At 50.1% G+C, this 24,977-nt stretch carries 32 protein-coding genes and 1 other annotated feature; all 32 genes read left to right on the forward strand.

Going from position 1 to position 24,977, the window contains the following annotated elements; all coding sequences use genetic code 11:
• Window positions 1-23 precede the first annotated feature (23 nt).
• Complete coding sequence (gene tuf, locus HPY81_05875; protein ID NPV26976.1) at window positions 24-1,226, forward strand: elongation factor Tu; 1,203 nt, start codon at window positions 24-26, stop codon at window positions 1,224-1,226.
• A gap of 288 nt (window positions 1,227-1,514) precedes the next feature.
• Complete coding sequence (gene rpmG, locus HPY81_05880; GenBank protein NPV26977.1) at window positions 1,515-1,664, forward strand: 50S ribosomal protein L33; 150 nt, start codon at window positions 1,515-1,517, stop codon at window positions 1,662-1,664.
• A 65-nt stretch (window positions 1,665-1,729) separates the two neighbouring features.
• Window positions 1,730-1,966 carry a preprotein translocase subunit SecE gene (gene secE, locus HPY81_05885; protein ID NPV26978.1) on the forward strand — a complete coding sequence of 79 codons (237 nt, stop codon included), beginning with the start codon at window positions 1,730-1,732 and terminating at the stop codon, window positions 1,964-1,966.
• A 68-nt stretch (window positions 1,967-2,034) separates the two neighbouring features.
• The gene (gene nusG, locus HPY81_05890; GenBank protein ID NPV26979.1) at window positions 2,035-2,562 is read left to right on the forward strand and encodes a transcription termination/antitermination protein NusG; all 528 of its coding nucleotides are present in this window, start codon (window positions 2,035-2,037) and stop codon (window positions 2,560-2,562) included.
• A 124-nt stretch (window positions 2,563-2,686) separates the two neighbouring features.
• Window positions 2,687-3,115: a 50S ribosomal protein L11 gene (rplK, locus tag HPY81_05895; GenBank protein NPV26980.1), complete on the forward strand. Its 429-nt coding sequence runs from the start codon at window positions 2,687-2,689 to the stop codon at window positions 3,113-3,115.
• Between the two features lie 58 nt (window positions 3,116-3,173).
• Window positions 3,174-3,878 carry a 50S ribosomal protein L1 gene (rplA, locus tag HPY81_05900; protein ID NPV26981.1) on the forward strand — a complete coding sequence of 235 codons (705 nt, stop codon included), beginning with the start codon at window positions 3,174-3,176 and terminating at the stop codon, window positions 3,876-3,878.
• Between the two features lie 89 nt (window positions 3,879-3,967).
• Window positions 3,968-4,119 (forward strand) — a sequence feature (ribosomal protein L10 leader region).
• Between the two features lie 13 nt (window positions 4,120-4,132).
• Complete coding sequence (locus HPY81_05905; protein NPV26982.1) at window positions 4,133-4,651, forward strand: 50S ribosomal protein L10; 519 nt, start codon at window positions 4,133-4,135, stop codon at window positions 4,649-4,651.
• A 141-nt stretch (window positions 4,652-4,792) separates the two neighbouring features.
• On the forward strand, window positions 4,793-5,170 hold the full coding sequence (gene rplL / locus HPY81_05910; GenBank protein ID NPV26983.1) for a 50S ribosomal protein L7/L12: 378 nt from the start codon (window positions 4,793-4,795) through the stop codon (window positions 5,168-5,170).
• Between the two features lie 368 nt (window positions 5,171-5,538).
• On the forward strand, window positions 5,539-8,904 hold the full coding sequence (gene rpoB / locus HPY81_05915) for a DNA-directed RNA polymerase subunit beta (protein ID NPV26984.1): 3,366 nt from the start codon (window positions 5,539-5,541) through the stop codon (window positions 8,902-8,904).
• Window positions 8,905-8,923: 19 nt separating this feature from the next.
• Window positions 8,924-12,379 carry a DNA-directed RNA polymerase subunit beta' gene (gene rpoC, locus HPY81_05920; protein NPV26985.1) on the forward strand — a complete coding sequence of 1,152 codons (3,456 nt, stop codon included), beginning with the start codon at window positions 8,924-8,926 and terminating at the stop codon, window positions 12,377-12,379.
• A gap of 59 nt (window positions 12,380-12,438) precedes the next feature.
• The gene (locus HPY81_05925; protein NPV26986.1) at window positions 12,439-12,690 is read left to right on the forward strand and encodes a 50S ribosomal protein L7Ae-like protein; all 252 of its coding nucleotides are present in this window, start codon (window positions 12,439-12,441) and stop codon (window positions 12,688-12,690) included.
• A gap of 22 nt (window positions 12,691-12,712) precedes the next feature.
• Window positions 12,713-13,114 carry a 30S ribosomal protein S12 gene (locus tag HPY81_05930; GenBank protein ID NPV26987.1) on the forward strand — a complete coding sequence of 134 codons (402 nt, stop codon included), beginning with the start codon at window positions 12,713-12,715 and terminating at the stop codon, window positions 13,112-13,114.
• 75 nt (window positions 13,115-13,189) lie between these two features.
• Window positions 13,190-13,660, forward strand: coding sequence for a 30S ribosomal protein S7 (rpsG, locus tag HPY81_05935; GenBank protein ID NPV26988.1), 471 nt, complete (start codon window positions 13,190-13,192; stop codon window positions 13,658-13,660).
• A gap of 127 nt (window positions 13,661-13,787) precedes the next feature.
• Window positions 13,788-15,869 (forward strand): elongation factor G, encoded by a 2,082-nt coding sequence (gene fusA / locus HPY81_05940; GenBank protein NPV26989.1) that lies wholly within the window; start codon window positions 13,788-13,790, stop codon window positions 15,867-15,869.
• Between the two features lie 67 nt (window positions 15,870-15,936).
• On the forward strand, window positions 15,937-17,139 hold the full coding sequence (gene tuf / locus HPY81_05945) for an elongation factor Tu (protein ID NPV26990.1): 1,203 nt from the start codon (window positions 15,937-15,939) through the stop codon (window positions 17,137-17,139).
• 119 nt (window positions 17,140-17,258) lie between these two features.
• Complete coding sequence (rpsJ, locus tag HPY81_05950; protein ID NPV26991.1) at window positions 17,259-17,567, forward strand: 30S ribosomal protein S10; 309 nt, start codon at window positions 17,259-17,261, stop codon at window positions 17,565-17,567.
• A gap of 32 nt (window positions 17,568-17,599) precedes the next feature.
• On the forward strand, window positions 17,600-18,226 hold the full coding sequence (rplC, locus tag HPY81_05955) for a 50S ribosomal protein L3 (GenBank protein ID NPV26992.1): 627 nt from the start codon (window positions 17,600-17,602) through the stop codon (window positions 18,224-18,226).
• Between the two features lie 29 nt (window positions 18,227-18,255).
• Window positions 18,256-18,885, forward strand: coding sequence for a 50S ribosomal protein L4 (gene rplD, locus HPY81_05960; GenBank protein NPV26993.1), 630 nt, complete (start codon window positions 18,256-18,258; stop codon window positions 18,883-18,885).
• Entirely contained in the window at window positions 18,878-19,165 is a 288-nt protein-coding gene (gene rplW, locus HPY81_05965) for a 50S ribosomal protein L23 (GenBank protein NPV26994.1), read from the forward strand. Before rplD ends, rplW begins: the two co-directional genes overlap by 8 nt.
• Before the next feature lie 38 nt (window positions 19,166-19,203).
• Complete coding sequence (gene rplB / locus HPY81_05970) at window positions 19,204-20,031, forward strand: 50S ribosomal protein L2 (protein ID NPV26995.1); 828 nt, start codon at window positions 19,204-19,206, stop codon at window positions 20,029-20,031.
• 54 nt (window positions 20,032-20,085) lie between these two features.
• Window positions 20,086-20,370 carry a 30S ribosomal protein S19 gene (gene rpsS, locus HPY81_05975; protein ID NPV26996.1) on the forward strand — a complete coding sequence of 95 codons (285 nt, stop codon included), beginning with the start codon at window positions 20,086-20,088 and terminating at the stop codon, window positions 20,368-20,370.
• 21 nt (window positions 20,371-20,391) lie between these two features.
• Window positions 20,392-20,733, forward strand: a complete 342-nt coding sequence (gene rplV, locus HPY81_05980) for a 50S ribosomal protein L22 (GenBank protein ID NPV26997.1) — start codon at window positions 20,392-20,394, stop codon at window positions 20,731-20,733.
• 4 nt (window positions 20,734-20,737) lie between these two features.
• Window positions 20,738-21,409: a 30S ribosomal protein S3 gene (gene rpsC, locus HPY81_05985; GenBank protein NPV26998.1), complete on the forward strand. Its 672-nt coding sequence runs from the start codon at window positions 20,738-20,740 to the stop codon at window positions 21,407-21,409.
• Between the two features lie 3 nt (window positions 21,410-21,412).
• Window positions 21,413-21,847: a 50S ribosomal protein L16 gene (rplP, locus tag HPY81_05990; protein ID NPV26999.1), complete on the forward strand. Its 435-nt coding sequence runs from the start codon at window positions 21,413-21,415 to the stop codon at window positions 21,845-21,847.
• Window positions 21,837-22,046 carry a 50S ribosomal protein L29 gene (gene rpmC / locus HPY81_05995; GenBank protein ID NPV27000.1) on the forward strand — a complete coding sequence of 70 codons (210 nt, stop codon included), beginning with the start codon at window positions 21,837-21,839 and terminating at the stop codon, window positions 22,044-22,046. The genes rplP and rpmC overlap by 11 nt, the downstream gene beginning before the upstream one ends.
• Window positions 22,047-22,097: 51 nt before the next feature.
• Entirely contained in the window at window positions 22,098-22,361 is a 264-nt protein-coding gene (rpsQ, locus tag HPY81_06000) for a 30S ribosomal protein S17 (protein ID NPV27001.1), read from the forward strand.
• A 43-nt stretch (window positions 22,362-22,404) separates the two neighbouring features.
• Window positions 22,405-22,773 carry a 50S ribosomal protein L14 gene (gene rplN / locus HPY81_06005; protein ID NPV27002.1) on the forward strand — a complete coding sequence of 123 codons (369 nt, stop codon included), beginning with the start codon at window positions 22,405-22,407 and terminating at the stop codon, window positions 22,771-22,773.
• Between the two features lie 50 nt (window positions 22,774-22,823).
• Complete coding sequence (locus tag HPY81_06010; GenBank protein NPV27003.1) at window positions 22,824-23,150, forward strand: 50S ribosomal protein L24; 327 nt, start codon at window positions 22,824-22,826, stop codon at window positions 23,148-23,150.
• 35 nt (window positions 23,151-23,185) lie between these two features.
• Window positions 23,186-23,728: a 50S ribosomal protein L5 gene (gene rplE / locus HPY81_06015; GenBank protein NPV27004.1), complete on the forward strand. Its 543-nt coding sequence runs from the start codon at window positions 23,186-23,188 to the stop codon at window positions 23,726-23,728.
• 40 nt (window positions 23,729-23,768) lie between these two features.
• A complete protein-coding gene (locus HPY81_06020) occupies window positions 23,769-23,954 on the forward strand; it encodes a type Z 30S ribosomal protein S14 (GenBank protein NPV27005.1) in 186 nt (61 codons plus the stop codon).
• A 27-nt stretch (window positions 23,955-23,981) separates the two neighbouring features.
• On the forward strand, window positions 23,982-24,380 hold the full coding sequence (rpsH, locus tag HPY81_06025) for a 30S ribosomal protein S8 (protein NPV27006.1): 399 nt from the start codon (window positions 23,982-23,984) through the stop codon (window positions 24,378-24,380).
• A gap of 12 nt (window positions 24,381-24,392) precedes the next feature.
• Window positions 24,393-24,941, forward strand: a complete 549-nt coding sequence (gene rplF / locus HPY81_06030) for a 50S ribosomal protein L6 (protein ID NPV27007.1) — start codon at window positions 24,393-24,395, stop codon at window positions 24,939-24,941.
• The last annotated feature ends 36 nt before the right edge of the window (window positions 24,942-24,977 follow it).

Genomic DNA, 24,977 nt, shown 5'->3' on the forward strand with positions numbered 1-24,977 from the left:
TTAATAAGGAGGAAGAAAGGTCCATGGCTAAGAAAAAATTTGAAAGAACCAAACCTCACGTGAATGTGGGCACGATTGGCCACGTTGACCACGGCAAGACCACTTTGACCGCGGCAATCACCTATGTGTTGTCCAAAGTGGGCGGCGCGGTACCGACGGCTTATGACCAGATCGACAAGGCACCAGAAGAAAAAGAAAGAGGGATCACCATCTCGACCGCCCATGTCGAGTACGAAACTGCCAATCGGCACTACGCCCACGTGGACTGCCCAGGTCACGCCGACTACGTCAAGAACATGATCACTGGTGCTGCCCAAATGGACGGAGCCATTCTGGTAGTGTCAGCGGCTGATGGACCGATGCCGCAGACCCGTGAACACATCCTGCTGGCACGGCAAGTTGGCGTGCCTTACATCGTTGTTTTCCTGAATAAAGCTGACATGGTAGACGATCCTGAATTGATGGAACTGGTCGAAATGGAAGTGCGGGATCTATTGAATGAATATGAATTTCCGGGTGACGACATTCCGGTAATTCCCGGGTCGGCCCTAAAGGCGTTAGAGTGTGGCTGTGGGAGTCGGGAATGCCCGCACTGCAGTCGGATTTGGGCCTTGATGGATGCCGTTGATGAATACGTGCCGATTCCGGAGCGGGATGTAGATAAACCGTTCTTGATGCCGGTGGAGGATGTTTTTACCATAACTGGACGGGGCACCGTAGCGACTGGTCGGGTCGAGCGGGGGACCGTCAAGGTAGGGGATGAAGTAGAAATCGTTGGTTTACGGGAAGCCACCCGGAAGACGGTGTGTACTGGGGTAGAAATGTTCCGGAAGCTATTAGACCAGGCGGTAGCTGGAGACAACATTGGAACCCTGCTGCGGGGCGTGGAGCGGAAAGAAGTAGAGCGGGGGATGGTGCTGGCCAAACCGGGCTCGATCAAACCGCACACCAAGTTTCAGTCGGAAGTCTACGTTCTGACGAAAGAAGAAGGTGGACGGCACACACCGTTTTTCAACGGGTATCGGCCACAGTTTTATTTCCGGACGACTGATGTAACGGGCGTAGTTACCCTGCCTGAGGGCGTAGAAATGGTTATGCCGGGAGACAACATCCGGATGACCATCGAGTTGATCACCCCGATCGCCATCGAAGAGGGTTTAAGGTTCGCGATTCGGGAAGGCGGCCGGACGGTTGGCGCTGGTGTGGTTACCGGGATCATTGAGTAAAAAGTAAAGCAAGGCCTTTCTCAAGATTGCATTGGGGAAATCGTTGGCTGGCGATTTCCCCTTTTAACGTTTAGAAAACAGTCAAAAATGATAAACTATGGAATAACCTAAAGCCAGAAGGCTTAAGCACGCATGCTATTGACAGTTAATACAAATTATGATAAATTCTTAGGGTAGCGATTTCAGGCATGATTATGCTTAAGCGTATAAATTTTAAAAGCTCCTGAACAGTCAAAGAGTGAAGGCAAGCTGACTTATAAGTGGTTTAGGCAGGAGGTGGCGATTTGCATGCGAGTTGGTGTTACCCTGGCTTGTACAGAATGTAAGCAGCGGAATTATCAAACCAACAAGAATAAGAAGAACGATCCGGACCGGATCGAAATGAAGAAGTACTGCAAGTTCTGTAAAACACACACCCTCCATAAAGAAACTAAATAGTCATCCCGACTTGCAAGTATACTGGGTGGGGATATTCTCAAAACCTGATCAGGGATGTGAAACGGATGGCTAACATTAAACGGGTCGAGGCTGGTCGATTCAGCGAATATCGAACTAGGACTACCAACTTTTTGCGGACAGTATGGTCAGAACTAAAAAAGGTGCACTGGCCAAATCGTTCTGAGCTCATTACCTACACGGGTGTTGTTCTGATCTCAGTGGCCTTTGTCGCCTTACTAATTTGGCTGGTTGATTCGGTCTTGAGTTTTCTTTTAGAACAGTTATTCAAGGCTCTGGCTTGATTGTCAACCATACTAACTGATGTGATTCTCAAGGGGGTGAGGGGCCTGGCTTAGGGGTCCCTTGAATTATGGAAGAAGCGAAATGGTTTGTCATTCATACTTATTCGGGATATGAGAATAAGGTTAAGGCCAACCTGGAAAAACGGGTTGAATCCATGAATATGGGTGACAAGATTTTCCGTGTTCTTGTCCCGATGGAAGATGAAGTTGAGATTAAAAATGGTAAGAAAAAGATTACCAAGCGGAAGATCTATCCCGGCTATGTTCTGGTTGAGATGATTTTGACCGATGATTCCTGGTATGTGGTCCGCAATACCCCTGGAGTCACCAGTTTTGTAGGTACAGGAAACAAGCCGATCCCGCTGAGGCCGGCTGAAGTGAGACAAATTCTCAAACAGATGGGAATAGATGAACCCAAGCCAAAGATTGATTTTGTGGTTGGGCAGAGTCTCCGGGTCATCGCTGGGCCTTTTCAGAATTTTATTGGCACAGTAGAGGAGATTTATCCTGATAAAGGCAAGCTAAAAGTGTTGATCTCGATGTTTGGGCGGGAAACCCCAGTCGAGCTTGATTTTTCCCAGGTGGAAAAGGTTTAAGTGGGGGTGACCCCCCTTGAATAAGAAAATTGGCAGTCTCATTTGATAATGAAGCCAATTTTCCTGGTGGGAGGGTATTCATAATTACCCGCATACCACATTTTACTTGAAGGAGGTGGAAAGAATGGCCAAGAAGGTAGTAGGTCTGGTTAAACTGCAGTGTCAGGCCGGTAAGGCGACTCCCGCCCCTCCAGTTGGTCCGGCCCTGGGTCAGTATGGTGTCAATATTATGGCTTTTTGTAAGGAATATAATGAAAAGACCGCGGCGCAAGCGGGTCTGGTTATTCCAGTAGAAATTACGGTTTACGATGACCGTTCGTTTACATTTGTGTTGAAGACGCCGCCAGCTTCGGTCTTGTTGAAAAAAGCGGCCGGCTTGGAAACTGCGTCTGGCGAACCAAACCGTAAGAAGGTTGGCAAAGTGACGAAGAGCAAGGTCAAAGAAATCGCGGAAATGAAAATGAAAGACTTGAATGCTGCCAGTATCGACGCCGCGATGCGGATGATCGAAGGGACGGCCCGGAGCATGGGCATTGAGATTGTGGAAGGTTAGGCTTTCACCAGGTAGTGGGAGGAACATTTCCGTCACGACCACTTGAGGAGGTAGACGTATGAAAAAGCGAGGAAAAAAGTATCAGGAAGCTGCTAAGCTTGTTGACCGCTCCGTGCTTTATGAACCAGTTGAGGCACTGCAGTTGGTGAAGAAGGCTGCTCCAGCCAAATTTGACGAGACGGTCGAAGTAGCAGTTAAACTAGGGGTTGACCCCCGACACGCTGACCAGCAAATCCGGGGTGCGGTAGTCTTACCGCACGGAATTGGAAAAACCCGTAAAGTTCTGGTGTTTGCCAAAGGTGATAAGGCTAAAGAAGCTGAGCAGGCCGGCGCTGATTATGTGGGAGCCGAAGATATTATTGCCCGGATCCAGGGTGGTTGGTTTGATTTTGATGTCGCGATCGCCACGCCGGACATGATGGGGGCAGTTGGTAAACTCGGTAAGCTTTTAGGCCCGAAAGGCCTGATGCCGAACCCGAAAGTCGGTACGGTTACCTTTGAAATTGAACGCGCCGTCAAAGAAGCTAAAGCAGGTAAGATTCAATATCGGGTTGATAAGACGGGAATCGTGCACGCCCCGATCGGTAAGGTTTCTTTTGACGTGGACAAACTGAAAGATAATTATCAGACATTGCTGGAGACATTGGTTCGCGCTAGACCAGCCGCGGCCAAGGGGCAATATCTGAAAAGCATCACGGTTTCGTCGTCGATGGGCCCGGGGATTAGAATCAATCCGCTGAAAGCTCTGACCAGAGAGGGCTAATTGGTTAACGCCAGTTCTCGTTTGCGGTGAAATGTTCTGCAGTTGACAGTGGTTGCCACTGTGTGCTAAAATGAGCTCCAGCGTGAGAATATAATACCATTAATTAACTGTAGACAGTAGGTGTGGGGACACGTAAGGGGTTTAATTAACCCGCCTACCGAGGTTAAGGCAAATTTTCGGAGTCTTAATTACTCTGTTTATTATAGCCTCTGTTGTCTGCAGAGGCTTAAGTTTTTGTGAGGAGGTGAAAATGAGTGCCGAATATCGAAGCCAAGAAGCAGGTTGTCACTGAGATTAGAGAAAAGCTCCAGCGTTCCAAGAGCGCAGTTTTAACTGATTACCGCGGACTTAACGTAAAAGAAGTGACAAAATTGAGAAATCAGCTGCGCGAAGCTGGAATTGAATATCGGGTAGTTAAAAACACACTTGCTACAATCGCGGTCAAAGACATTGGATTGGATGAACTGGAAGTATATTTAAAAGGCCCGACGGCCATTGCTTTTAGCGATGATCCCGTGGCGCCAGCGAAAATTTTGTCTGAGTTTGCCAAGACAAACAAAAACTTTGCTATAAAAGGCGGGGTTTTGGAAGGAAAGGTTATCGACCTCGAAGGGGTAAAAGCCCTGGCTGATTTACCGTCCCGAGAGGTGCTCCTGGCTAAAGTCGTGGGGGCGATGCAAGCGCCGATCACGGCCTGGGTCAATGTTCTGCAGGGGCCGATTCGCAAGTTTGTTTATGCCCTGGATGCCGTCAGGAAACAAAAAGAAGCTTAGCCTTGGTTGCTCAGAGATATAACTTCCTGCTCAACATAATGCAACTAAGACCTATACCTGCGCTAAACCTTGGCGCAAGCCAAGTTTGCTTTATCTTAACCTATAAATAAAGACTCAGAAGGGTTTAAGGAGGTGAAATAAATGAGTAAGGTTGCTGAAATCCTGGAAATGGTAAAGGGCATGACCGTTCTGGAATTAGCCGAACTGGTCAAGGCTTTTGAAGAGGAGTTTGGCGTTACAGCTGCGGCCCCGGTAGCGGTAGCGGCAGCACCAGTAGCTGCTGCGGCAGCGCCGGTGGAAGAGGCTCAAACCGAATTTGACGTTATCCTGGCTAGCGCTGGTGATAAGAAGATCAACGTCATCAAGGTAGTGCGCGAGATTACCGGTTTAGGGCTGAAGGAAGCGAAGGATTTGGTTGATGGTGCCCCGAAACCTGTCAAAGAAAAGATCAGTAAGGAAGAGGCTGAAGCCATCAAGGCCAAGTTGGTTGAAGCTGGTGCCTCCGTGGAGATTAAGTAAGGTTTTCGTCTACAGAACCATCAGACTGGACACTTCGTTATACGGGGTGTCCAGTTTATCCTTTTGTCCCACCTCAAAAAAAGCGGCAGTTTTTCCTGCAAATTCCTTGACAATCAACATCTCTTGTGCTAACATTAAAAAATGGCATCTTTAGTAGGGACAATTGGTAAGGACGTCCATTTGTGTGCATAATTCTAGTGGAAGTGGTAACAATAGCTAGATAAGGCCGAATATTTAACCATGGGTGGAAAGCGAGGTTTAACAAAGGCTAAGCCTTGCTTTTAACTGTCTGTGGTTTCATATATCTGGTTTCCTTTAAGTCTTCCGGTGCGGCGGGATTTTACCAACATGATAAGGGGTGAGGTACCATGGTTTATCCAGTCCAGGTAGGGAAAAGAGTCAGGTGGAGTTATGCCAAAATCGATGAAGTTTTAGAAATGCCCAACCTTATTGAGATCCAACAAAATTCGTATAATTGGTTTCTCAACGTGGGTTTGCGGGAATTGTTTCAAGATATTTCTCCAATCCAGGACTTTACTGGCAACCTGGTTTTAGAATTTATTGACTATACCCTGGGAGATCCCAAATATTCGGTGGACGAGTGTAAAGAGAGAGACGTTACGTATGCGGCTCCTCTGCGAGTTAAAGTACGGCTACACAACAAGGAAACCGGCGAATTAAAAGAACAAGAGGTTTTTATGGGGGACTTCCCCTTGATGACGGAAAAGGGGACTTTCATTATTAATGGAGCAGAGCGGGTTATCGTCAGCCAGTTGGTCCGCTCGCCCGGTGTGTACTATGCTGAGCAGATTGACTCCAGTGGAAAAAAACTCTACGGGGCGACAGTGATCCCTAACCGTGGGGCCTGGTTGGAATTCGAGACGGATGTTAATGATAACATTTTTGTCCGCGTTGACCGGACGCGGAAGCTCCCGGCCACAGTTTTGATACGCGCACTCGGGTACTCCACCAATGCCCAGATCATGTCTTTGTTTGAAGGCGACGAGTATATTCGCATCACTTTAGACCGGGACAACACAGAATCGGAAGAAGAAGCGCTGGTGGAAATTTATAAGCGACTCAGACCGGGCGAGCCGCCAACGGTTGAGAGTGCCAGGTCGCTGCTGGAAGCATTATTCTTTGACCCTAAGCGTTATGACCTGGCTAACGTCGGACGTTATAAACTAAATAAGAAGTTGAAGATTCAGGTTCCGCTTGATGTCAGTAATCTGACCAAAGAAGACATCGTGGCCGTGCTGGGGTACCTGTTGAAATTAATGAAGGGCGAAGGTGTGGTTGACGATATTGACCACCTGGGTAATCGTCGCTTACGCTCAGTGGGAGAACTCCTGCAGAATCAGTTCCGGATTGGGTTATCGCGTATGGAGCGGGTGGTCCGGGAGCGGATGACCATTCAAGACGTGGACGTAATTACGCCCCAAGTTTTGATTAATATTCGTCCAGTGGTGGCGGCAATCAAGGAGTTTTTTGGGAGCAGCCAGTTGTCACAGTTTATGGATCAGACGAACCCGCTGGCTGAGTTGACACATAAACGCCGGCTTAGTGCCCTGGGGCCAGGGGGCTTGAGTCGAGAGCGCGCTGGATTTGAGGTGCGGGACGTTCATCATTCGCACTACGGGCGAATGTGTCCAATCGAGACGCCGGAAGGTCCTAACATCGGCCTGATCGGTTCTTTAAGCACCTATGCCCGGATTAACGAGTACGGGTTTATTGAGACACCTTATCGGAAAGTTGATAAAGAAAAGGGTGTTGTCACCAATGAAATTGAATACCTGACTGCAGATGAGGAAGACCAATTTATCATTGCTCAGGCGAATGCCCCTCTTGACGAGCACGGCCGTTTTAAAACAAGTCGGGTCAACGCCCGGTACGGCAGCAAGATTCTGGTGGTGCCGGCTGAGGAGGTTGACTACATGGACGTTTCTCCGAAGCAGGTGGTTAGTATCGCGACGGCTTTGATCCCTTTCCTGGAGCACGATGATGCTAACCGGGCCTTGATGGGTTCCAACATGCAACGGCAGGCCGTACCGCTTCTGCGGACTGATTCACCACTGGTGGGAACCGGGATGGAATACAAGGCAGCGCGCGATTCGGGGGTTGTTGTTATTGCGCGGGAAGGTGGAACTGTCTCGCGTGTGACCGGTGATGAGATCCTCATTAAGACAGATAGCGGCAAAATCGATCGCTATAAGCTGCTTAAGTTTAATCGTTCCAATCAAGGGACATGCATAAACCAGAAGCCAATTGTTTCTAAAGGGCAAAGAGTTGAGGCAGGGGAGATTATCGCCGATGGGCCTTCGACGGATCATGGGGAGTTAGCCCTGGGGCGGAATGTCCTGGTCGCTTTTATGACCTGGGAAGGTTACAACTACGAGGATGCCATCCTGATCAGCGAAAAACTGGTCAAAGAAGACATGTTTACCTCCATTCACATCGAGGAATACGAGTGCGATGCCCGGGACACCAAGTTGGGGCCGGAAGAAATTACTCGGGATATCCCTAACGTGGGGGAAGACGTGCTCAAGGACCTCGATGAGCGTGGGATTATCCGGGTCGGGGCGGAAGTCCGACCGGGCGATATCCTGGTGGGGAAGGTTACTCCCAAGGGGGAAACTGAACTGACGGCGGAGGAAAGGTTATTACGAGCGATCTTTGGCGAAAAAGCAAGAGAGGTTCGCGATACCTCGCTGCGGGTCCCGCACGGTGAGGCGGGGAAGGTCGTTGACGTTAAAGTCTTTTCCCGGGAGAACGGCGATGAGTTGGCCCCGGGTGTCAACCAATTGGTGCGTGTCTACATCGCGCAGAAACGGAAAATATCTGAAGGGGATAAGATGGCGGGTCGCCACGGCAACAAGGGGGTTATTTCCCGGATCTTACCCGAAGAAGACATGCCATTTATGCCGGACGGGACACCAATTGAGATTGTCCTCAATCCGCTTGGGGTTCCTTCTCGGATGAATATCGGGCAGGTCCTGGAGTGTCATCTGGGCTGGGCGGCAAAAACTTTGGGTATTAAGGTTGCAACGCCAGTATTTGATGGGGCCAGTGAGGAAGCAATAGTGGAAACCTTAAAGAAAGCCGGGTTGCCTGAGAACGGTAAAACTATTCTTTACGACGGACGAACAGGCGAACCTTTTGACAATCCCATTACTGTCGGTTATGTTTACATGCTGAAACTGGCTCACCTAGTCGATGACAAGATCCACGCCCGCTCAACGGGGCCGTATTCGCTGGTCACCCAGCAGCCCTTGGGTGGTAAAGCCCAGTTTGGAGGTCAGCGATTTGGCGAGATGGAGGTCTGGGCACTGGAGGCCTATGGGGCGTCCTATACCTTGCAAGAAATATTGACGGTTAAGTCGGACGACGTAGTTGGCCGGGTCAAAACCTACGAGGCCATTGTCAAAGGGGAAAATGTCCCCGAGCCGGGTGTCCCTGAATCGTTTAAGGTCTTAATTAAGGAACTACAAAGTCTTGGTTTGGACATCAAAGTTTTATCCGAATACGACGAAGAAATTGAGATCAAAGAGGTTGAAGAAGATATCAATGAAACAGCCAAGGAACTGGGGCTGGACATCCAGGGTGAGGTTGTTGATAACTATGAGGATGAAAGCGAAGATGTCGATGAAGACGACGAGACCATAGGTGAACTGGAGCCGTTAGACGAAGGGGAGCTTGACGAAGACGTAGACGAATTGGCAGAAGATGAATTCTAAGCGGGAGGGGGAGAGGCCTGTGTTGGACGTAAATAACTTTGACCGCATGCGGATTGGACTGGCTTCACCGGAGCAAATCCGAGCCTGGTCGAGCGGGGAGGTTAAGAAACCCGAGACGATCAACTACCGAACGCTAAAGCCTGAAAGGGAAGGGCTGTTCTGTGAAAAGATTTTCGGCCCGACCCGGGACTGGGAATGTCACTGCGGTAAGTACAAACGCGTACGTTACAAAGGAATTGTTTGTGATCGCTGTGGTGTTGAGGTAACCCGTTCTAAAGTCAGACGAGAAAGACTGGGACATATCGAACTGGCCGCCCCGGTTTCCCACATCTGGTATTTTAAGGGGATACCCAGCCGGATGGGTTTGCTCCTCGATATGTCGCCGCGTTCGCTTGAAAAAGTCTTGTACTTCGTTTCTTACATTGTTATTGATCCCGGTGATACCCCGCTGATGAAAAAACAGTTGCTCACCGAGACTGAATATCGGGAATACCGGGAGAAGTATGGAAATAAATTCCATGCCGGCATGGGCGCGGAGGCGATCAAAGAGCTGCTGGAAGAGATGAACCTGGATGAGTTGATCCGAGAGCTCCGTCAGGAATTAAAGGAAGTCAGTGGCCAGCGTAAGATCAGGGCGATCCGCCGGTTGGAAGTGGTGGAAGCCTTTAAGAAGTCCGGCAACCGCCCGGAATGGATGATTATGGATGTCATTCCGGTGATCCCGCCTGAGTTGCGGCCGATGGTCCAATTAGATGGTGGGCGGTTTGCTACTTCTGACCTAAATGACCTGTACCGGCGGGTGATCAATCGGAATAACCGGTTGAAGCGCTTGCTAGATTTGGGTGCGCCGGACATCATCGTGCGTAATGAGAAGCGGATGCTGCAGGAAGCAGTGGATGCTTTGATCGATAACGGGCGGCGTGGCCGCCCGGTCACCGGACCGGGTAACCGGCCTTTGAAGTCTTTGAGTGATATGCTCAAAGGTAAACAGGGCCGGTTCAGGCAAAACTTGCTCGGGAAACGGGTTGACTATTCAGGCCGGTCAGTAATTGTGGTTGGCCCTGAATTAAAGCTTAACCAGTGTGGCCTGCCCAAAGAAATGGCCCTGGAGTTGTTTAAGCCCTTTGTCATGAAAAAACTGGTGAACGATGGTTATGCCCACAACATTAAAAGTGCCAAGCGGATGGTGGAGCGAGTTCGCAATGAGGTTTGGGATGTTTTGGAAGAGGTGATAAAGGAACATCCCGTCTTGTTGAACCGGGCGCCAACCCTACATCGTTTGGGGATCCAGGCTTTTGAGCCGGTCTTGGTTGAAGGCCGTGCTCTGCAGATTCATCCACTGGTCTGTACGGCTTACAACGCTGACTTTGACGGCGACCAGATGGCTGTCCATGTTCCCTTATCAGCTGAGGCGCAGGCGGAAGCCCGGTTACTGATGCTCTCGTCGCACAACATTCTGAACCCCAAGGATGGCCGGCCAGTGGTCACGCCGACGCAGGACATGGTCTTGGGTTGTTACTACCTAACGGTGGAAAAAGAGGGGGCCAAAGGGGAAGGCAAGGCTTTTTCCAGTTATGAGGAAGCATTTATGGCTTACCAAAATGGTGACCTTGATTTACACGCCAAAATCTTGGTCCGGCACAATGGTCAACGCATTAACACGACGCTTGGAAGGCTAATCTTTAACCAGGTTATTCCACCAGAAGTTGGATTTATTAACCAAGTCGTTGGTAAAAAAGAACTGGGACAGATCGTCGATAAGTGCTACCGTGCCTTAGGCAACGAAGGCACCGCCAGGATGCTCGACGGCATTAAGAAGCTCGGCTTTAACTACTCCACCAAGGCGGGAATTACTATTGGAATAACAGACATCCAGGTGCCGCCAGAGAAACATGAGATCCTGGCCAAGGCCGAAGCGGCAGTAGAACAGATCGAGCAGCAATATCGGCGCGGTTTGATCACGGAGGACGAGCGATACCAGAAGATTATTGGTATTTGGAATAAGGCCACGGACGATGTGACCAATGCTTTGTTAAAGACCCTGGATAAATTCAACCCGGTCTACATGATGGCTAATTCCGGGGCCCGGGGTAACATCCAACAGATTCGCCAGTTAGCTGGGATGAGGGGGCTGATGGCTGACCCATCTGGACGAATCATCGACCTGCCGATTAAAGCTAATTTCAGAGAAGGTTTGACGGTGTTGGAGTACTTTACCTCAACCCACGGTGCCCGTAAAGGGCTGGCCGATACCGCGCTGCGGACGGCAGATTCAGGTTATTTAACCCGCCGCCTGGTGGATGTGGCCCAGGATGTGATTGTCAGGGAGGAAGATTGCGGTACGCAGAGCGGAGTCCGGGTTGACGAGATTAAAGATGGTACCGAAGTTATTGAGAAACTCGAAGAGCGTTTGATTGGCCGCTTCGCTGCCGTTGATGTGGTTGACCCGGCTACCGGCGAAATCATTGTTGAGCATGATCAGGAAATTGATGAAGATAAGGCTCACCGGATCAAGGCAGCAGGTATCCAGCATGTGGAAATCAGATCGGTGCTGGCCTGCAAGACGCGGTACGGAGTTTGCCGCAAGTGCTACGGACGAAATCTGGCCACGGGTCATCTGGTTGAGATTGGCGAAGCGGTTGGTATTATCGCGGCTCAGTCAATCGGTGAACCGGGTACCCAATTGACGATGCGGACTTTCCACACCGGCGGCGTGGCGGGTGACGATATCACGCAGGGTCTACCCCGGGTAGAAGAGTTATTTGAGGCCCGCAAACCGAAAGGCCAGGCGGTGATCGCAGAAATTGATGGTGTGGTTAAGATTACTGAAACCAAGGGCCGGCGGGAGATTGAGATTATTAATGACACTGACGAGAAGTACTCCTACCAGATTCCTTATGGTTCGCGTCTGAAGGTGCGGGATGGACAACGAGTCGAAGCGGGTGACGAACTCACTGAGGGTTCAGTGAATCCGCACGACATCCTTAAAGTGAAAGGCGTGCGCGGAGTTCAGACTTACCTCCTGCGAGAAGTGCAAAGGGTATATCGTTTACAGGGGGTTGATATCAACGATAAACACATCGAGGTCATGATCCGGCAGATGCTCCGGAAAGTCAAGGTGGATGACCCGGGGGACACCGACCTGCTCCCCGGCGGATTAATCGATGTTTTTGATTTTGAAGACGAAAATGCCCGGGTAATCGCCGAGGGAGGTGAACCAGCTACCGCCAGACCGGTTCTCTTGGGAATTACTAAAGCTTCGCTGGCGACGGATTCGTTCCTTTCGGCAGCTTCGTTCCAGGAAACAACGCGGGTTCTAACCGAAGCGGCAATCAAAGGCAAAGTTGATCCACTCCTTGGCTTAAAGGAAAACGTGATTATTGGCAAGCTGATTCCGGCGGGTACCGGTATGTCACGTTATCGTAATATCCGGGTTATACCCAGCGATAATGAGTCAGAGGCGGAAACAGATTGACACTGCCTGGACCAGGTGCTAAAATATTAAAGTGTGTAAATTGTTGGAGGGAGAGAAACATGCCATTAGAGAGGTTAAAGGCCGCCCGCAAGAAAACAATTGGCACCAAACAAACCCAAAAAGCAGTGGAAAAAGGGATTGCTAAGGTGGTTTATTTAGCCCAGGATGCTGAAGCGCATGTGACCAAACCCTTACTCCAATTATGTCAGGAAAAAAGTATTCCGGTGGTTTTTATTGATACAATGGCTGTGTTGGGAAAAGCCTGCGGGATAGATGTAGGTTCGGCCTCAGCGGCTATCGTGGAAGAGTAGAGCGGGAAGGAGGTGTAGTCTGGTGCCAACCATTAGTCAACTGATCAGAAAAGGGAGAGAGGAAGTAGAAAAAAAGTCAACTGCTCCAGCCCTTAAAGAATCCCCCCAAAAGCGAGGGGTCTGTACGCGAGTGTACACCACCACGCCCAAGAAACCAAATTCGGCCCTGAGAAAAGTGGCCCGGGTTAGATTGACCAACGGAATCGAGGTAACTGCTTATATTCCAGGAATTGGGCACAATTTACAAGAGCACTCGGTGGTGCTTGTCAGAGGAGGTCGGGTTAAGGATTTACCGGGGGTTAGGTACCATATCGTGCGAGGTTCCCTCGACGCTGCGGGTGTTCAGCAGAGAAATCAAGGTCGTTCCAAATATGGGGCGAAACGGCCGAAGAAAGGTGCTGCTAAGCCGGCTGGCAAGAAGTAGTAATATTTCTCTATAATTAATTAAAATTAATTAAACTGATTAAACTGGATTTATCTGGTAAAAGGGGGGAAAAAGATGCCGCGAAAGGGTCCCGTACCTAAGCGCGAGGTGCTTCCTGATCCAATTTACAACAGTGTAGTTCTTACCAAGTTGATTAACCAGGTGATGTTGAAGGGCAAGAAGAGCCTTGCCGAACGGATCACCTATAACGCTATGGAAATTATCAAGAACAAAACCGGCAAGAATCCACTTGAGGTGTTCGAACAGGCGATGAAAAACGTCATGCCCATCCTGGAAGTCAAGGCCAGACGGGTTGGGGGAGCCAACTATCAGGTGCCGGTAGAAGTTCGACCGGAGCGCCGACAGGCTTTAGCCATCAGGTGGATTGTAAACTATGCCCGTAAACGGGGAGAAAAGAGCATGGAACAGAAGTTAGCTGCCGAGTTAATGGATGCGGCTAACAATACCGGCGGTGCAGTGAAAAAGCGTGAGGATACGCATAAGATGGCCGAGGCAAACAAGGCCTTCGCTCACTACCGGTGGTAAGAGGAGGCTGGCTCTACCTGCACGGGCCAGAGGTAGTTTGATAGCAGAAAAAGACGGTGATTTTGACAGCAATACAGCCTGGTGCCCTGGGCTAAGGCTATAATTTTATGCAGAAAGGAGGATAATAGTGGCAAGAGCACATCCATTGGAAAGAACCCGCAATATTGGTATAATGGCGCATATTGACGCGGGTAAGACGACTACAACCGAGAGAATTCTTTTTTATACTGGGCGCGTACACCGGATGGGCGAAGTACATGACGGCGCTGCGACCATGGACTGGATGGTTCAGGAGCAGGAACGTGGGATCACTATTACTTCCGCTGCGACGACTTGTTACTGGAAGGATCACCGCATAAATATTATCGACACGCCAGGGCACGTGGACTTCACTGTGGAGGTGGAGCGGTCTCTGCGGGTGTTAGACGGCGCGGTTGCCGTATTTTGTTCAGTGGCGGGAGTTGAGCCACAATCAGAAACCGTGTGGCGGCAGGCAGACAAGTATGGCGTCCCTAGGATCGCTTACATGAACAAGATGGACCGGGTTGGGGCTGATTTCTTCCGCGGGGTGGACATGATTTCTAAACGCTTAGGGGCCAATGCGGTACCCATACAATTGCCAATTGGCGCGGAAGAGAATTTTGTCGGGATCATTGACCTGGTAAAAAATACGGCCATTGTCTATCTTGATGATTTAGGGACAGTTAGCGAGGAAACGGCCATCCCGCCGGAACTGGTTGAACAGGCCGCGTTCTACCGAGAAAAGCTGCTCGAAGCCGTTGCAGAGAGCGATGAAGAGTTAATGGTGAAATACCTGGAAGGCCAGGAACTTACAGTGGAAGAAATCAAACAGGGCATCCGTAAGGCAACCATCGCGGTTAAAGTGATCCCGGTTCTCTGCGGGTCTTCCTTTAAAAATAAAGGGGTGCAACCCCTGCTGGATGCCGTGGTTGATTATTTGCCAGCACCGACTGATATCCCAGCAGTGCGGGGAATTGACCCCGCCACCGGGCTGGAACATGAGCGATTCTCCAGTGATGATGAAGCCTTTTCCGCCCTGGCCTTTAAGATCATGGCTGACCCGTATGTAGGTAAACTGACCTTCTTTAGAGTGTATTCGGGAACACTGCAATCGGGCTCATATGTTTATAACTCAACGCGTGGTAAACGGGAACGGATTGGTCGCATTCTCCAGATGCATGCCAACCACCGCGAAGAAATATTTGAGGTTTGCACTGGAGACATCGCGGCGGCGGTGGGATTGAAAGATACGACCACCGGCGATACACTGTGTGATGAAAAAAAGCCGATTATTCTGGAGTCCATGCAGTTTCCTGCCCCCGTAATTTCAGTGGCGATTGAGCCCAAGAGCAAGGCTGACCAGGACAGAATGGGGACAGCCTTGCAGAAACTATCGGAAGAAGACCCGACCTTTAAAATTCACGTGGACCCAGAAACAGGCCAGACGATCATTTCTGGCATGGGCGAGCTGCACCTGGAGATCATTACTGATCGCTTGCTCCGTGACTTTAAGGTAAATGCCAACGTTGGTAAACCGCAGGTAGCATACCGCGAATCCATCAAAAAGGTGGTTAAGGCGGAAGGCCGTTTTGTCCGGCAAACAGGTGGCCGCGGTCAATACGGTCATGTCTGGCTAGAAGTCGAGCCCCTGGAACCAGGTCAAGGTTTTGAGTTTGTCAACAAGATTGTTGGCGGGGCAGTACCACGGGAGTATATCCCGGCGGTTGAGGCTGGGGTCAAGGAAGCTATGGAGAATGGTGTTCTGGCGGGTTATCCCGTGGTTGATGTTCGCGTAAACCTGGTGGATGGTTCCTACCACGAGGTCGATTCTTCGGAAATCGCCTTTAAAATCGCGGGTTCAATGGCTTTCCGCAATGCGATTGAAAAGGCTGACGCGGTGCTCTTAGAGCCGATCGGGAAGATTGAAATTATCGTTCCTGAGGAGTACCTGGGTGATGTCATCGCCGACCTTAATAGCCGGCGCGGTCGAGTGCAGGGATTTGAACCACGCGGTGATGTTCAGGTGGTGCAAGGATATGTTCCCATGGCAGAGATGTTTGGTTATGCGACAGACTTGCGTTCGCGAACACAGGGAAGAGGCAATTATGTAATGCAGTTTTCCCACTATGAAGAAGTGCCGAATCACGTTACGGAAAAGATTCTGGCTAAGCGCTACGGATTTTCTTAATATCTCTATCAAATATTACATCCGTTATTGAAAAAGAACTGTGTTTATAAGAAAGGAAGGATAGCTCATGGCTAAGAAAAAATTTGAAAGAACCAAACCTCACGTGAATGTGGGCACGATTGGCCACGTTGACCATGGCAAGACCACTTTGACCGCGGCAATCACCTATGTGTTGTCCAAAGTGGGCGGCGCGGTACCGACGGCTTATGACCAGATCGACAAGGCACCAGAAGAAAAAGAAAGAGGGATCACCATCTCGACCGCCCATGTCGAGTACGAAACTGCCAATCGGCACTACGCCCACGTGGACTGCCCAGGTCACGCCGACTACGTCAAGAACATGATCACTGGTGCTGCCCAAATGGACGGAGCCATTCTGGTAGTGTCAGCGGCTGATGGACCGATGCCGCAGACCCGTGAACACATCCTGCTGGCACGGCAAGTTGGCGTGCCTTACATCGTTGTTTTCCTGAATAAAGCTGACATGGTAGACGATCCTGAATTGATGGAACTGGTCGAAATGGAAGTGCGGGATCTATTGAATGAATATGAATTTCCGGGTGACGACATTCCGGTAATTCCCGGGTCGGCCCTAAAGGCGTTAGAGTGTGGCTGTGGGAGTCGGGAATGCCCGCACTGCAGTCGGATTTGGGCCTTGATGGATGCCGTTGATGAATACGTGCCGATTCCGGAGCGGGATGTAGATAAACCGTTCTTGATGCCGGTGGAGGATGTTTTTACCATAACTGGACGGGGCACCGTAGCGACTGGTCGGGTCGAGCGGGGGACCGTCAAGGTAGGGGATGAAGTAGAAATCGTTGGTTTACGGGAAGCCACCCGGAAGACGGTGTGTACTGGGGTAGAAATGTTCCGGAAGCTATTAGACCAGGCGGTAGCTGGAGACAACATTGGAACCCTGCTGCGGGGCGTGGAGCGGAAAGAAGTAGAGCGGGGGATGGTGCTGGCCAAACCGGGCTCGATCAAACCGCACACCAAGTTTCAGTCGGAAGTCTACGTTCTGACGAAAGAAGAAGGTGGACGGCACACACCGTTTTTCAACGGGTATCGGCCACAGTTTTATTTCCGGACGACTGATGTAACGGGCGTAGTTACCCTGCCTGAGGGCGTAGAAATGGTTATGCCGGGAGACAACATCCGGATGACCATCGAGTTGATCACCCCGATCGCCATCGAAGAGGGTTTAAGATTCGCGATTCGGGAAGGCGGCCGGACGGTTGGCGCTGGTGTGGTTACCGGGGTCATTGAATAGGTGGATATTAATAATCGACAAGCTAGGTAAGGCTAACGCTGGGGACTGCTCCCTTGAAAAAGGGAGCAAGTCTGTTTATCATTTTTGTTTATCGATTGGTGAAAGGGAGGGAATTTCGGATGAGTAAGCAAAAGATTCGGATCCGTCTCAAGGCATTTGACCACCAGATCCTCGACCAATCGGCGCTGAAAATAGTCGAAACGGCTAAGAGGACTGGGGCACAAGTCTCCGGACCGATCCCGCTACCGACCGAGAAAAATATTTACACAATCTTGCGATCTCCCCACGTGAACAAGGATTCGCGCGAGCAGTTTGAGATGCGGACTCACAAGCGTTTGATTGATATTATGGAACCGACACCCAAAACCGTTGACGCGCTGATGAGATTGGACCTGCCAGCGGGCGTGGATATTGAGATTAAACTGTAGTGTAGAATAAGTTTCGTATAGGAGGTGTTAATATGTCCAAGGGCATCTTGGGGAAGAAGCTGGGAATGACCCAAATCTTTGACCCACAAGGGAAAATGATCCCGGTGACCGTAGTTGAGGCGGGTCCTTGTGTCGTTCTGCAGAAGAAGACTATGCAGTCTGATGGCTATAACGCTATTCAGGTGGGGTTTGGGGCTATTCGCGAAAACTTAGTAAACAAGCCATTAAAAGGGCACTTTGCCCGGGCGCAGGTTAAGCCCCTGAGACATATTCGCGAATTTCGTGTGGATAATGTGGAGGATTATCAGGTTGGACAGGAATTTGGCGTAGATATTTTCACCGCTGGAGAACACGTTGATGTGGTCGGAACTTCCAAGGGTAAGGGTTTTGCCGGGGGCATTAAGCGGCACGGCTTCCACCGTGGACCTATGAAGCACGGTTCGAAGTATCATCGGCGACCGGGTTCGCTGGGAGCTAAAGGACCGGCCCGGGTCTTCAAGGGCCGTAAACTACCAGGACGGACCGGCGGAGAACGAGTAACCGTGCAAAACCTGGAAGTCGTACGAGTAGATGCTGAGCGCAACTTAATGCTGATTAAAGGGGCTGTTCCCGGGCCGAAAAAGAGTCTCTTGGTCATCAAGAGCTCGGTCAAAGCTTAGACCGACAGGCGGGAAAGGAGGAACAAAACATGCCGAAAGTAGCTGTATTTAATATAGAAGGTAACCAGGTGGGGGAAATAGAGCTGCGGGACGAAATCTTCGGGATTGAACCGAATGAAGCTGTTCTCCATGAAACCGTGGTTATGCAGTTGGCCAGCCTTCGTCGGGGTACGGCCTCCACAAAGACGCGGGCGGAAGTAGCCGGTGGTGGAAAAAAACCATGGCGGCAAAAAGGAACCGGTCGTGCCCGGGCGGGGAGTATCCGTTCACCGCTGTGGCGTAAAGGCGGGATTATTTTTGGACCTAAGCCGCGCGAATACAGGTATTCGCTACCGCGTAAAGTCCGCCGTCTGGCGTTGAAATCAGCTCTGTCAGCGAAAGTGAAGAGCGGTGACCTGATTGTACTCGATGACCTGACCATGAACCGGCCGAAAACTAAAGACATGGTTCGCATTCTGAACGCGCTGAAGGTTGATCGCAAAGCGTTGATTGTTACGGCGCAAGCTAATGAAAACGTAGAAAAATCAGCCCGTAATATTCCGGGTATTCTCCCGCTGGTAGCGGTGGGGCTGAATGTTTACGATATTCTGGCGCACGACAAACTGATCATGACGAAAGATGCGGTGGCTAGAGTAGAGGAGGTGCTGGCTAATGCGTAACCCCCGAGATGTGTTAATTAAACCGGTGATTACCGAAAAAGCCACCAATCTCTTAGCTGAAAACAAATATACCTTTTTTGTGGACAAAAATGCCAACAAAATTGAAATTAAACATGCGGTCGAAGAATTATTTAAAGTTAAAGTTACCGATGTACGCACGATGATCGTGAAAGGCAAGCTAAAGAGAGTGGGCAGATATCAGGGGAAGACGCCTGATCGGAAAAAGGCGATTGTCACTCTCAAGGCCGGTGACAAAATTCCGCTCTTTGACGGACTATAACATCGACTCCCAACCCGAAGCAAAGGAGGGAACTATTAATGGGTGTGAAGAAATTTAAGCCGACTTCGCCAGGGAGACGGGCGATGACGGTCTTAACTTTTGAAGAAATTACGGCTACAACCCCGGAAAAGTCGCTGCTTGAACCCTTAAAGAAGACAGGTGGTCGTAACGCGCAGGGGAGATTGACGGTTCGACACCGTGGTGGCGGTCACAAGCGGATGTATCGCCGGATCGATTTTAAGCGGGATAAAGACGGGATTCCCGCTCGGGTGGCCACCATTGAGTACGATCCCAACCGCACGGCAAATATCGCTCTGCTCCACTACGCTGACGGAGAGAAACGATATATTATTGCGCCGCACGGACTAAAAATAGGCGATAAGATTATCTCCGGACCAGAAGCCGATATTAAGATTGGGAACGCCTTACCATTAAAGAACATCCCGGTTGGAACCATGATCCATAACATCGAGATGAAGCCGGGAAAAGGCGGCCAAATGGTGCGTTCCGCTGGTGGGGCGGCGCAGTTGATGGCGAAGGAAGGAGACTATGCGCACATCCGGATGCCTTCTGGTGAAGTTCGCCTGGTGCATATTCGTTGTAAGGCGACCATTGGTCAGGTAGGGAATCTGGAGCATGAGAATATCACCATTGGTAAAGCCGGGCGCAAACGCTGGCTGGGGATTCGACCAACGGTCCGTGGAGTGGTGATGAACCCGGTAGACCATCCGCACGGCGGTGGAGAAGGTCGTTCGCCGATCGGTCGCAAAACGCCAGTGACTCCCTGGGGTAAACCGGCGATTGGTGGCAAAACCAGAAAGAAAAAGCCTTCTGATCGATTGATTGTTAAAAAACGAAGTAAGTAGTAAGTAATTGACGCTAACCCATAATAACTAAGTAGAAGGGAGGCAGACGACTGAATGGCAAGATCGCTCAAAAAGGGGCCCTATGTTGATGAGAAACTCTTAAAGAAAGTTGAGGATATGAACGAGCGTGGCGAAAAGAGAGTAATTAAGACCTGGTCTCGCCGTTCAACGATTTTTCCCCAGATGATCGGACATACTCTGGCGGTATACGATGGAAAAAAACATGTCCCGGTATATATCACGGAAGATATGGTCGGACATAAGCTGGGTGAATTTGTTCCTACCCGACATTTCAAAGGACATGGAGCGCACACAGAGAGATCAACAGCGCTGAAATAGGGCTGGAGAGGGGGTAATTGTATGGAAGCAAAGGCAGTCGCTAAATATATCCGTATTTCTCCGCGTAAAGCGAGACTGGTTGTCGATTTGATTCGGGGGAAAGCCCTCAACGAAGCTCTGGCAATTTTAAAGTTTATTCCCCAAATGGCAGCCAAGTCTATCGAAAAGGTGGTTAAGTCTGCGGCCGCGAACGCCGAGCATAATTACGACATGAACAAAGATGATTTATACATTGCCGCGATTTATGTTGATCAGGGGCCGACCCTGAAGCGATACAAGCCGCGAGCACAAGGCCGTGCCGATTTGATGCGCCGAAGGACCAGCCACATCACCGTAGTAGTCAGGGAAAAGAAGGAGGGATAACCAGGTGGGTCAGAAAGTTCATCCAAAAGGTCTGCGAATTGGGATCATCAAGGATTGGGACTCCAAATGGTATGCTGATAAGAACTACCAGGAGTTGCTCCATGAGGACATCAAGATCCGCCGTTACATCAAGCAGAAGCTGTATGCCGCTGGAGTATCCCTAATTGAAATTGAGCGGGCCGCGAATCGGGTCAAGATCAGTATTCATACTGCAAAACCAGGTATCGTTATTGGACGGGGCGGAGCCGAGGTTGAGAACCTGCGGAAAGAACTGGAGCAGATGACGGGAAAGCAGGTCAGCGTGAATATTGCTGAAATCAAAAAGCCGGAACTGGATGCCCAGCTGGTGGCTGAGAATATCGCGGCGCAGTTGGAAAAACGCGTTTCCTTCCGCCGGGCCATGAAGCAGGCGGTTTCTCGTTCGATGCGCCTTGGTGCGCAGGGTGTTAAAGTGGCCTGTGCCGGCCGCCTGGCCGGAGCCGAGATCGCCCGGACGGAGTGGTACAGCGAAGGTAAAGTTCCCCTTCATACTCTGCGGGCAGATGTTGACTACGGCTTTGCTGAAGCTAAAACAACCTACGGTAAAATTGGGGTTAAGGTATGGCTCTACAAGGGAGAAGTACTTCCCGAAATCAAAGCCAAGCCGGCTGTGGGACAGAGGGAAGGAGGAGAGTAATCAATGCTGATTCCAAAGAGGGTAAAGTACCGTAAACAACACCGGGGACGCATGACTGGTAAAGCCACGAGGGGAAACCAGGTTTCCTACGGTGAATTTGGTCTCCAGGCGTTGGAGCCGTGCTGGATCACCAGTCGTCAGATCGAGGCGGCCCGGATCGCCATGACCCGTTACATCAAGCGGGGAGGAAAAGTGTGGATCAAGATTTTTCCAGATAAACCAGTTACCGCCAAACCGGCTGAGACCCGGATGGGTAGTGGTAAAGGGGCGCCCGAGTACTGGGTAGCCGTGGTGAAACCCGGGCGAGTGATGTTTGAACTATCAGGTGTGTCTGAGGAAGTTGCTCGTGAGGCTTTGCGATTAGCGTCGCATAAGCTACCAGTTAAGTGCAAGGTCGTGAAAAGAGAAGAGGTGGGTGGTGATGCTAATGAAAGCTAACAAGATGCGCGATCTGACCAATGATGAATTGGTGCGCAAGCTGCATGATTTTAAAGATGAACTGTTTAAATTACGCTTTCAAATGGCGACCAACCAACTGGACAATCCCATGCGAATACGGGAAGTAAGGCGAAATATCGCTCGCGTACAAACGATTTTGAAGGAACGCGAATTGGCCGGTAAAAAGGGGATTAACTAGAGCGTATTGGTTTGGGTAATTTGATAAGGCCAGCAAAGGAGGTTTGCATTTGTGGAAGAACGGGCACAGAGAAAAACACGGATTGGGACTGTGGTCAGCGATAAGATGGATAAGACCGTGGTGGTAGCCGTGGAGACGTTGACGCGGCATCCGCTTTATGGTAAAACAGTCCGGCGGACCAAGAAGTTTAAGGCGCACGATGAGAATAACCAGTGCAGTGTTGGCGACAAGGTCCAGATCATGGAGACCCGTCCGATAAGCCGGGAAAAACGCTGGCGGGTAGTCACTATTCTTGAAAAAGCACAACGCGTGTAATTGCTAGTTTTAACATTATTTCTGGTGAAAGGAGGTTATTTTAGTGATTCAACCTCAAACCATTCTTAAAGTTGGCGATAACACTGGCGCGAAAAAACTGATGTGCATTCGAGTCATGGGTGGCTCACTACGGCGCTATGCCTCGGTTGGGGATATAATCATCGCTTCTGTTAAAGAAGCAACGCCAGGAGGCGTGGTTAAAAAAGGAGACGTAGTCCGCGCTGTTGTAGTAAGAACAAAAAAAGAAATCAGACGTCCAGATGGCTCTTATATCCGGTTTAGTGAAAACGCCGCGGTAATTATCAATGACCAGAACAACCCCCGGGGGACTCGGATCTTCGGACCAGTGGCCCGGGAACTGCGGGATAAGGATTTCATGAAAATTATCTCCCTGGCTCCTGAGGTGCTATAATTCTGGTCAATATTTTGGAACAAGAAGTCACTCAGACGGAGGTGAGTTAGGTGACAACTCCCAAAGTACATGTAAAAAAGGGCGATACTGTCCTGGTGATCACCGGTAAGGACGCGGGAAAGCGTGGTAAGGTCCTGGAGGTAAACCCAAAGAAGCAACGGATCATCGTTGAGGGCGTTAACATTACCAAGAAGCATACCAAACCAACCCGGGCACTCCCGCAGGGTGGAATCGTGGAGAAGGAAGGTTCAATCGCCAGTTCCAACGTGATGCTGGTGTGCAGTAAATGCCAGAGACCAACGCGGGTGGCCAAAAAACTACTCGATGACAAGTATGTGCGAGCCTGCCGCAAGTGTGGAGAATTGATTGACGCTTAGTTTTCGAGGAAAGGAGGAAAGTTATGGCGACGGAAGTGCCAAGACTGAAAGAAAAATACCAGAACGACGTGGCCGCAGCCATGATGAAAAAGTTTGGGTATAAGAACATAATGCAGATCCCCAAGCTGGAAAAAGTGGTCATCAACATGGGTGTTGGTGAGGCTATTCAAAATCCCAAGGCACTGGATGCAGCAGTCAGTGATTTAACCAAGATTTCTGGCCAAAAGCCCATTGTGACCAAGGCCAAAAAGTCGATCGCAGGCTTCAAGTTGCGGGCTGGTATGTCCATCGGCTGTAAGGTCACTTTACGGGGAAGTCGGATGTACGAGTTCGTAGATAAATTAATCAATGTTGCTTTACCGCGGGTGCGTGATTTCCGTGGTGTTTCACCAAAGGGCTTTGATGGTCGGGGCAATTATACCCTTGGCTTACGTGAACAACTGATCTTCCCCGAAATAGAGTATGATAAAATTGATAAATTGCGCGGCATGAACGTGGTGTTTGTGACTACCGCGAAAACCGATGAAGAAGCGCGAGAACTGCTACGGCTATTAGGGATGCCGTTTAGAGAAGCCTAATTGCAGTGATGCCCACATCAGCCAGTAAGGAGGGAAGACGATGGCGAAGAAATCGATGATTGCCAAACAACAGCGACCACCTAAGTTTAAAGTCAGGGCCTACACCAGATGCAAGCTGTGCGGACGCCCGCATGCTTATATGCGTAAGTTCGGTATGTGCCGTATTTGTTTCCGCGAATTGGCCTATAAGGGCGAAATTCCCGGCGTGACCAAGGCCAGTTGGTAGCCCGAAGGGAAAGGAGGTAATAATTAAATGGTTATGACCGACCCAATCGCGGACTTTCTGACCAGAATCCGCAATGCCAATACGGTTTATCATGAAAAGGTAGAGGTACCAGCTTCTAAAATGAAGAAAGCATTGGCCGAAATCTTCAAACAGGAAGGCTTCATCCGTGATTACGAATATATTGATGATGGTAAGCAAGGAATAATTCGCCTGTACCTCAAGTATGGCCCCAACCGGGAAAAAGTAATTACTGGTTTGAAGCGAATCAGTAAACCCGGCCTGCGGGTATATGCCAAGAAGGATGAAATTCCTCGGGTACTGGGTGGATTGGGCATCGCCATTATCTCGACATCAAAAGGCATTATGACCGACAAGCAGGCTCGGAAAGAAGGGCTGGGCGGCGAGGTCATTTGCTATGTCTGGTAGGAGGTGTACGGGATGTCCCGAATTGGTAAATTGCCCATCAGCGTGCCTGACGGAGTAGAAGTGAAAATTGAAGGAAATGTCGTAACGGTTAAAGGGCCAAAAGGTCAACTGAGGCGTGAGTTTCCCAAAGAAATGCAGATTATTCTTGAGGGAAAAACCCTGCGGGTCACTCGAGCAAGCGATGAAAAAAAACACCGCTCACTGCATGGCTTGAGTCGGACCTTGCTCAATAATATGGTTGAAGGAGTAACGAAAGGGTTTCAGAAATCACTGGAAGTGGTCGGGGTAGGTTATCGGGCGGCCAAACAAGGTAACAAGCTGGTCCTAACCGTGGGTTATTCGCACCCAGTTGAAATAGAACCGCAGACGGGCTTGGAGATTGAAGTGCCGGCACCGACCAAGATCCTGGTTAAGGGTATTGATAAGGAGCAGGTTGGCGCTCTGGCGGCGAAAATCCGTGCCGTCCGCGAGCCTGAACCTTATAAGGGCAAAGGGATCAGATACGAAGGCGAAAAGATTCTTCGCAAGGTTGGTAAGACGGGCGGTAAAGGTAAGAAGTAGGTTTGAGCTTACAATATTGCTACTGCTGGTACGGAA

The sequence above is a fragment of the Bacillota bacterium genome (genome assembly GCA_013178045.1).
In the GTDB taxonomy this organism is placed as follows: domain Bacteria; phylum Bacillota; class Ch66; order Ch66; family Ch66; genus Ch66.

Excerpts from the sequence above, each read along its gene's own strand:
- tuf (NPV26976.1), top strand. The coding sequence starts at position 24 with ATGGCTAAGAAAAAATTTGAAAGAACCAAACCTCACGTGAATGTGGGC.
- rpmG (NPV26977.1), top strand. The coding sequence starts at position 1,515 with ATGCGAGTTGGTGTTACCCTGGCTTGTACAGAATGTAAGCAGCGGAAT.
- secE (NPV26978.1), top strand. The coding sequence starts at position 1,730 with ATGGCTAACATTAAACGGGTCGAGGCTGGTCGATTCAGCGAATATCGA.
- nusG (NPV26979.1), top strand. The coding sequence starts at position 2,035 with ATGGAAGAAGCGAAATGGTTTGTCATTCATACTTATTCGGGATATGAG.
- rplK (NPV26980.1), top strand. The coding sequence starts at position 2,687 with ATGGCCAAGAAGGTAGTAGGTCTGGTTAAACTGCAGTGTCAGGCCGGT.
- rplA (NPV26981.1), top strand. The coding sequence starts at position 3,174 with ATGAAAAAGCGAGGAAAAAAGTATCAGGAAGCTGCTAAGCTTGTTGAC.
- rplL (NPV26983.1), top strand. The coding sequence starts at position 4,793 with ATGAGTAAGGTTGCTGAAATCCTGGAAATGGTAAAGGGCATGACCGTT.
- rpoB (NPV26984.1), top strand. The coding sequence starts at position 5,539 with ATGGTTTATCCAGTCCAGGTAGGGAAAAGAGTCAGGTGGAGTTATGCC.
- HPY81_05925 (NPV26986.1), top strand. The coding sequence starts at position 12,439 with ATGCCATTAGAGAGGTTAAAGGCCGCCCGCAAGAAAACAATTGGCACC.
- rpsG (NPV26988.1), top strand. The coding sequence starts at position 13,190 with ATGCCGCGAAAGGGTCCCGTACCTAAGCGCGAGGTGCTTCCTGATCCA.
- tuf (NPV26990.1), top strand. The coding sequence starts at position 15,937 with ATGGCTAAGAAAAAATTTGAAAGAACCAAACCTCACGTGAATGTGGGC.
- rpsJ (NPV26991.1), top strand. The coding sequence starts at position 17,259 with ATGAGTAAGCAAAAGATTCGGATCCGTCTCAAGGCATTTGACCACCAG.
- rplC (NPV26992.1), top strand. The coding sequence starts at position 17,600 with ATGTCCAAGGGCATCTTGGGGAAGAAGCTGGGAATGACCCAAATCTTT.
- rplD (NPV26993.1), top strand. The coding sequence starts at position 18,256 with ATGCCGAAAGTAGCTGTATTTAATATAGAAGGTAACCAGGTGGGGGAA.
- rplW (NPV26994.1), top strand. The coding sequence starts at position 18,878 with ATGCGTAACCCCCGAGATGTGTTAATTAAACCGGTGATTACCGAAAAA.
- rplB (NPV26995.1), top strand. The coding sequence starts at position 19,204 with ATGGGTGTGAAGAAATTTAAGCCGACTTCGCCAGGGAGACGGGCGATG.
- rpsS (NPV26996.1), top strand. The coding sequence starts at position 20,086 with ATGGCAAGATCGCTCAAAAAGGGGCCCTATGTTGATGAGAAACTCTTA.
- rplV (NPV26997.1), top strand. The coding sequence starts at position 20,392 with ATGGAAGCAAAGGCAGTCGCTAAATATATCCGTATTTCTCCGCGTAAA.
- rplP (NPV26999.1), top strand. The coding sequence starts at position 21,413 with ATGCTGATTCCAAAGAGGGTAAAGTACCGTAAACAACACCGGGGACGC.
- rpmC (NPV27000.1), top strand. The coding sequence starts at position 21,837 with ATGAAAGCTAACAAGATGCGCGATCTGACCAATGATGAATTGGTGCGC.
- HPY81_06020 (NPV27005.1), top strand. The coding sequence starts at position 23,769 with ATGGCGAAGAAATCGATGATTGCCAAACAACAGCGACCACCTAAGTTT.
- rpsH (NPV27006.1), top strand. The coding sequence starts at position 23,982 with ATGGTTATGACCGACCCAATCGCGGACTTTCTGACCAGAATCCGCAAT.
- rplF (NPV27007.1), top strand. The coding sequence starts at position 24,393 with ATGTCCCGAATTGGTAAATTGCCCATCAGCGTGCCTGACGGAGTAGAA.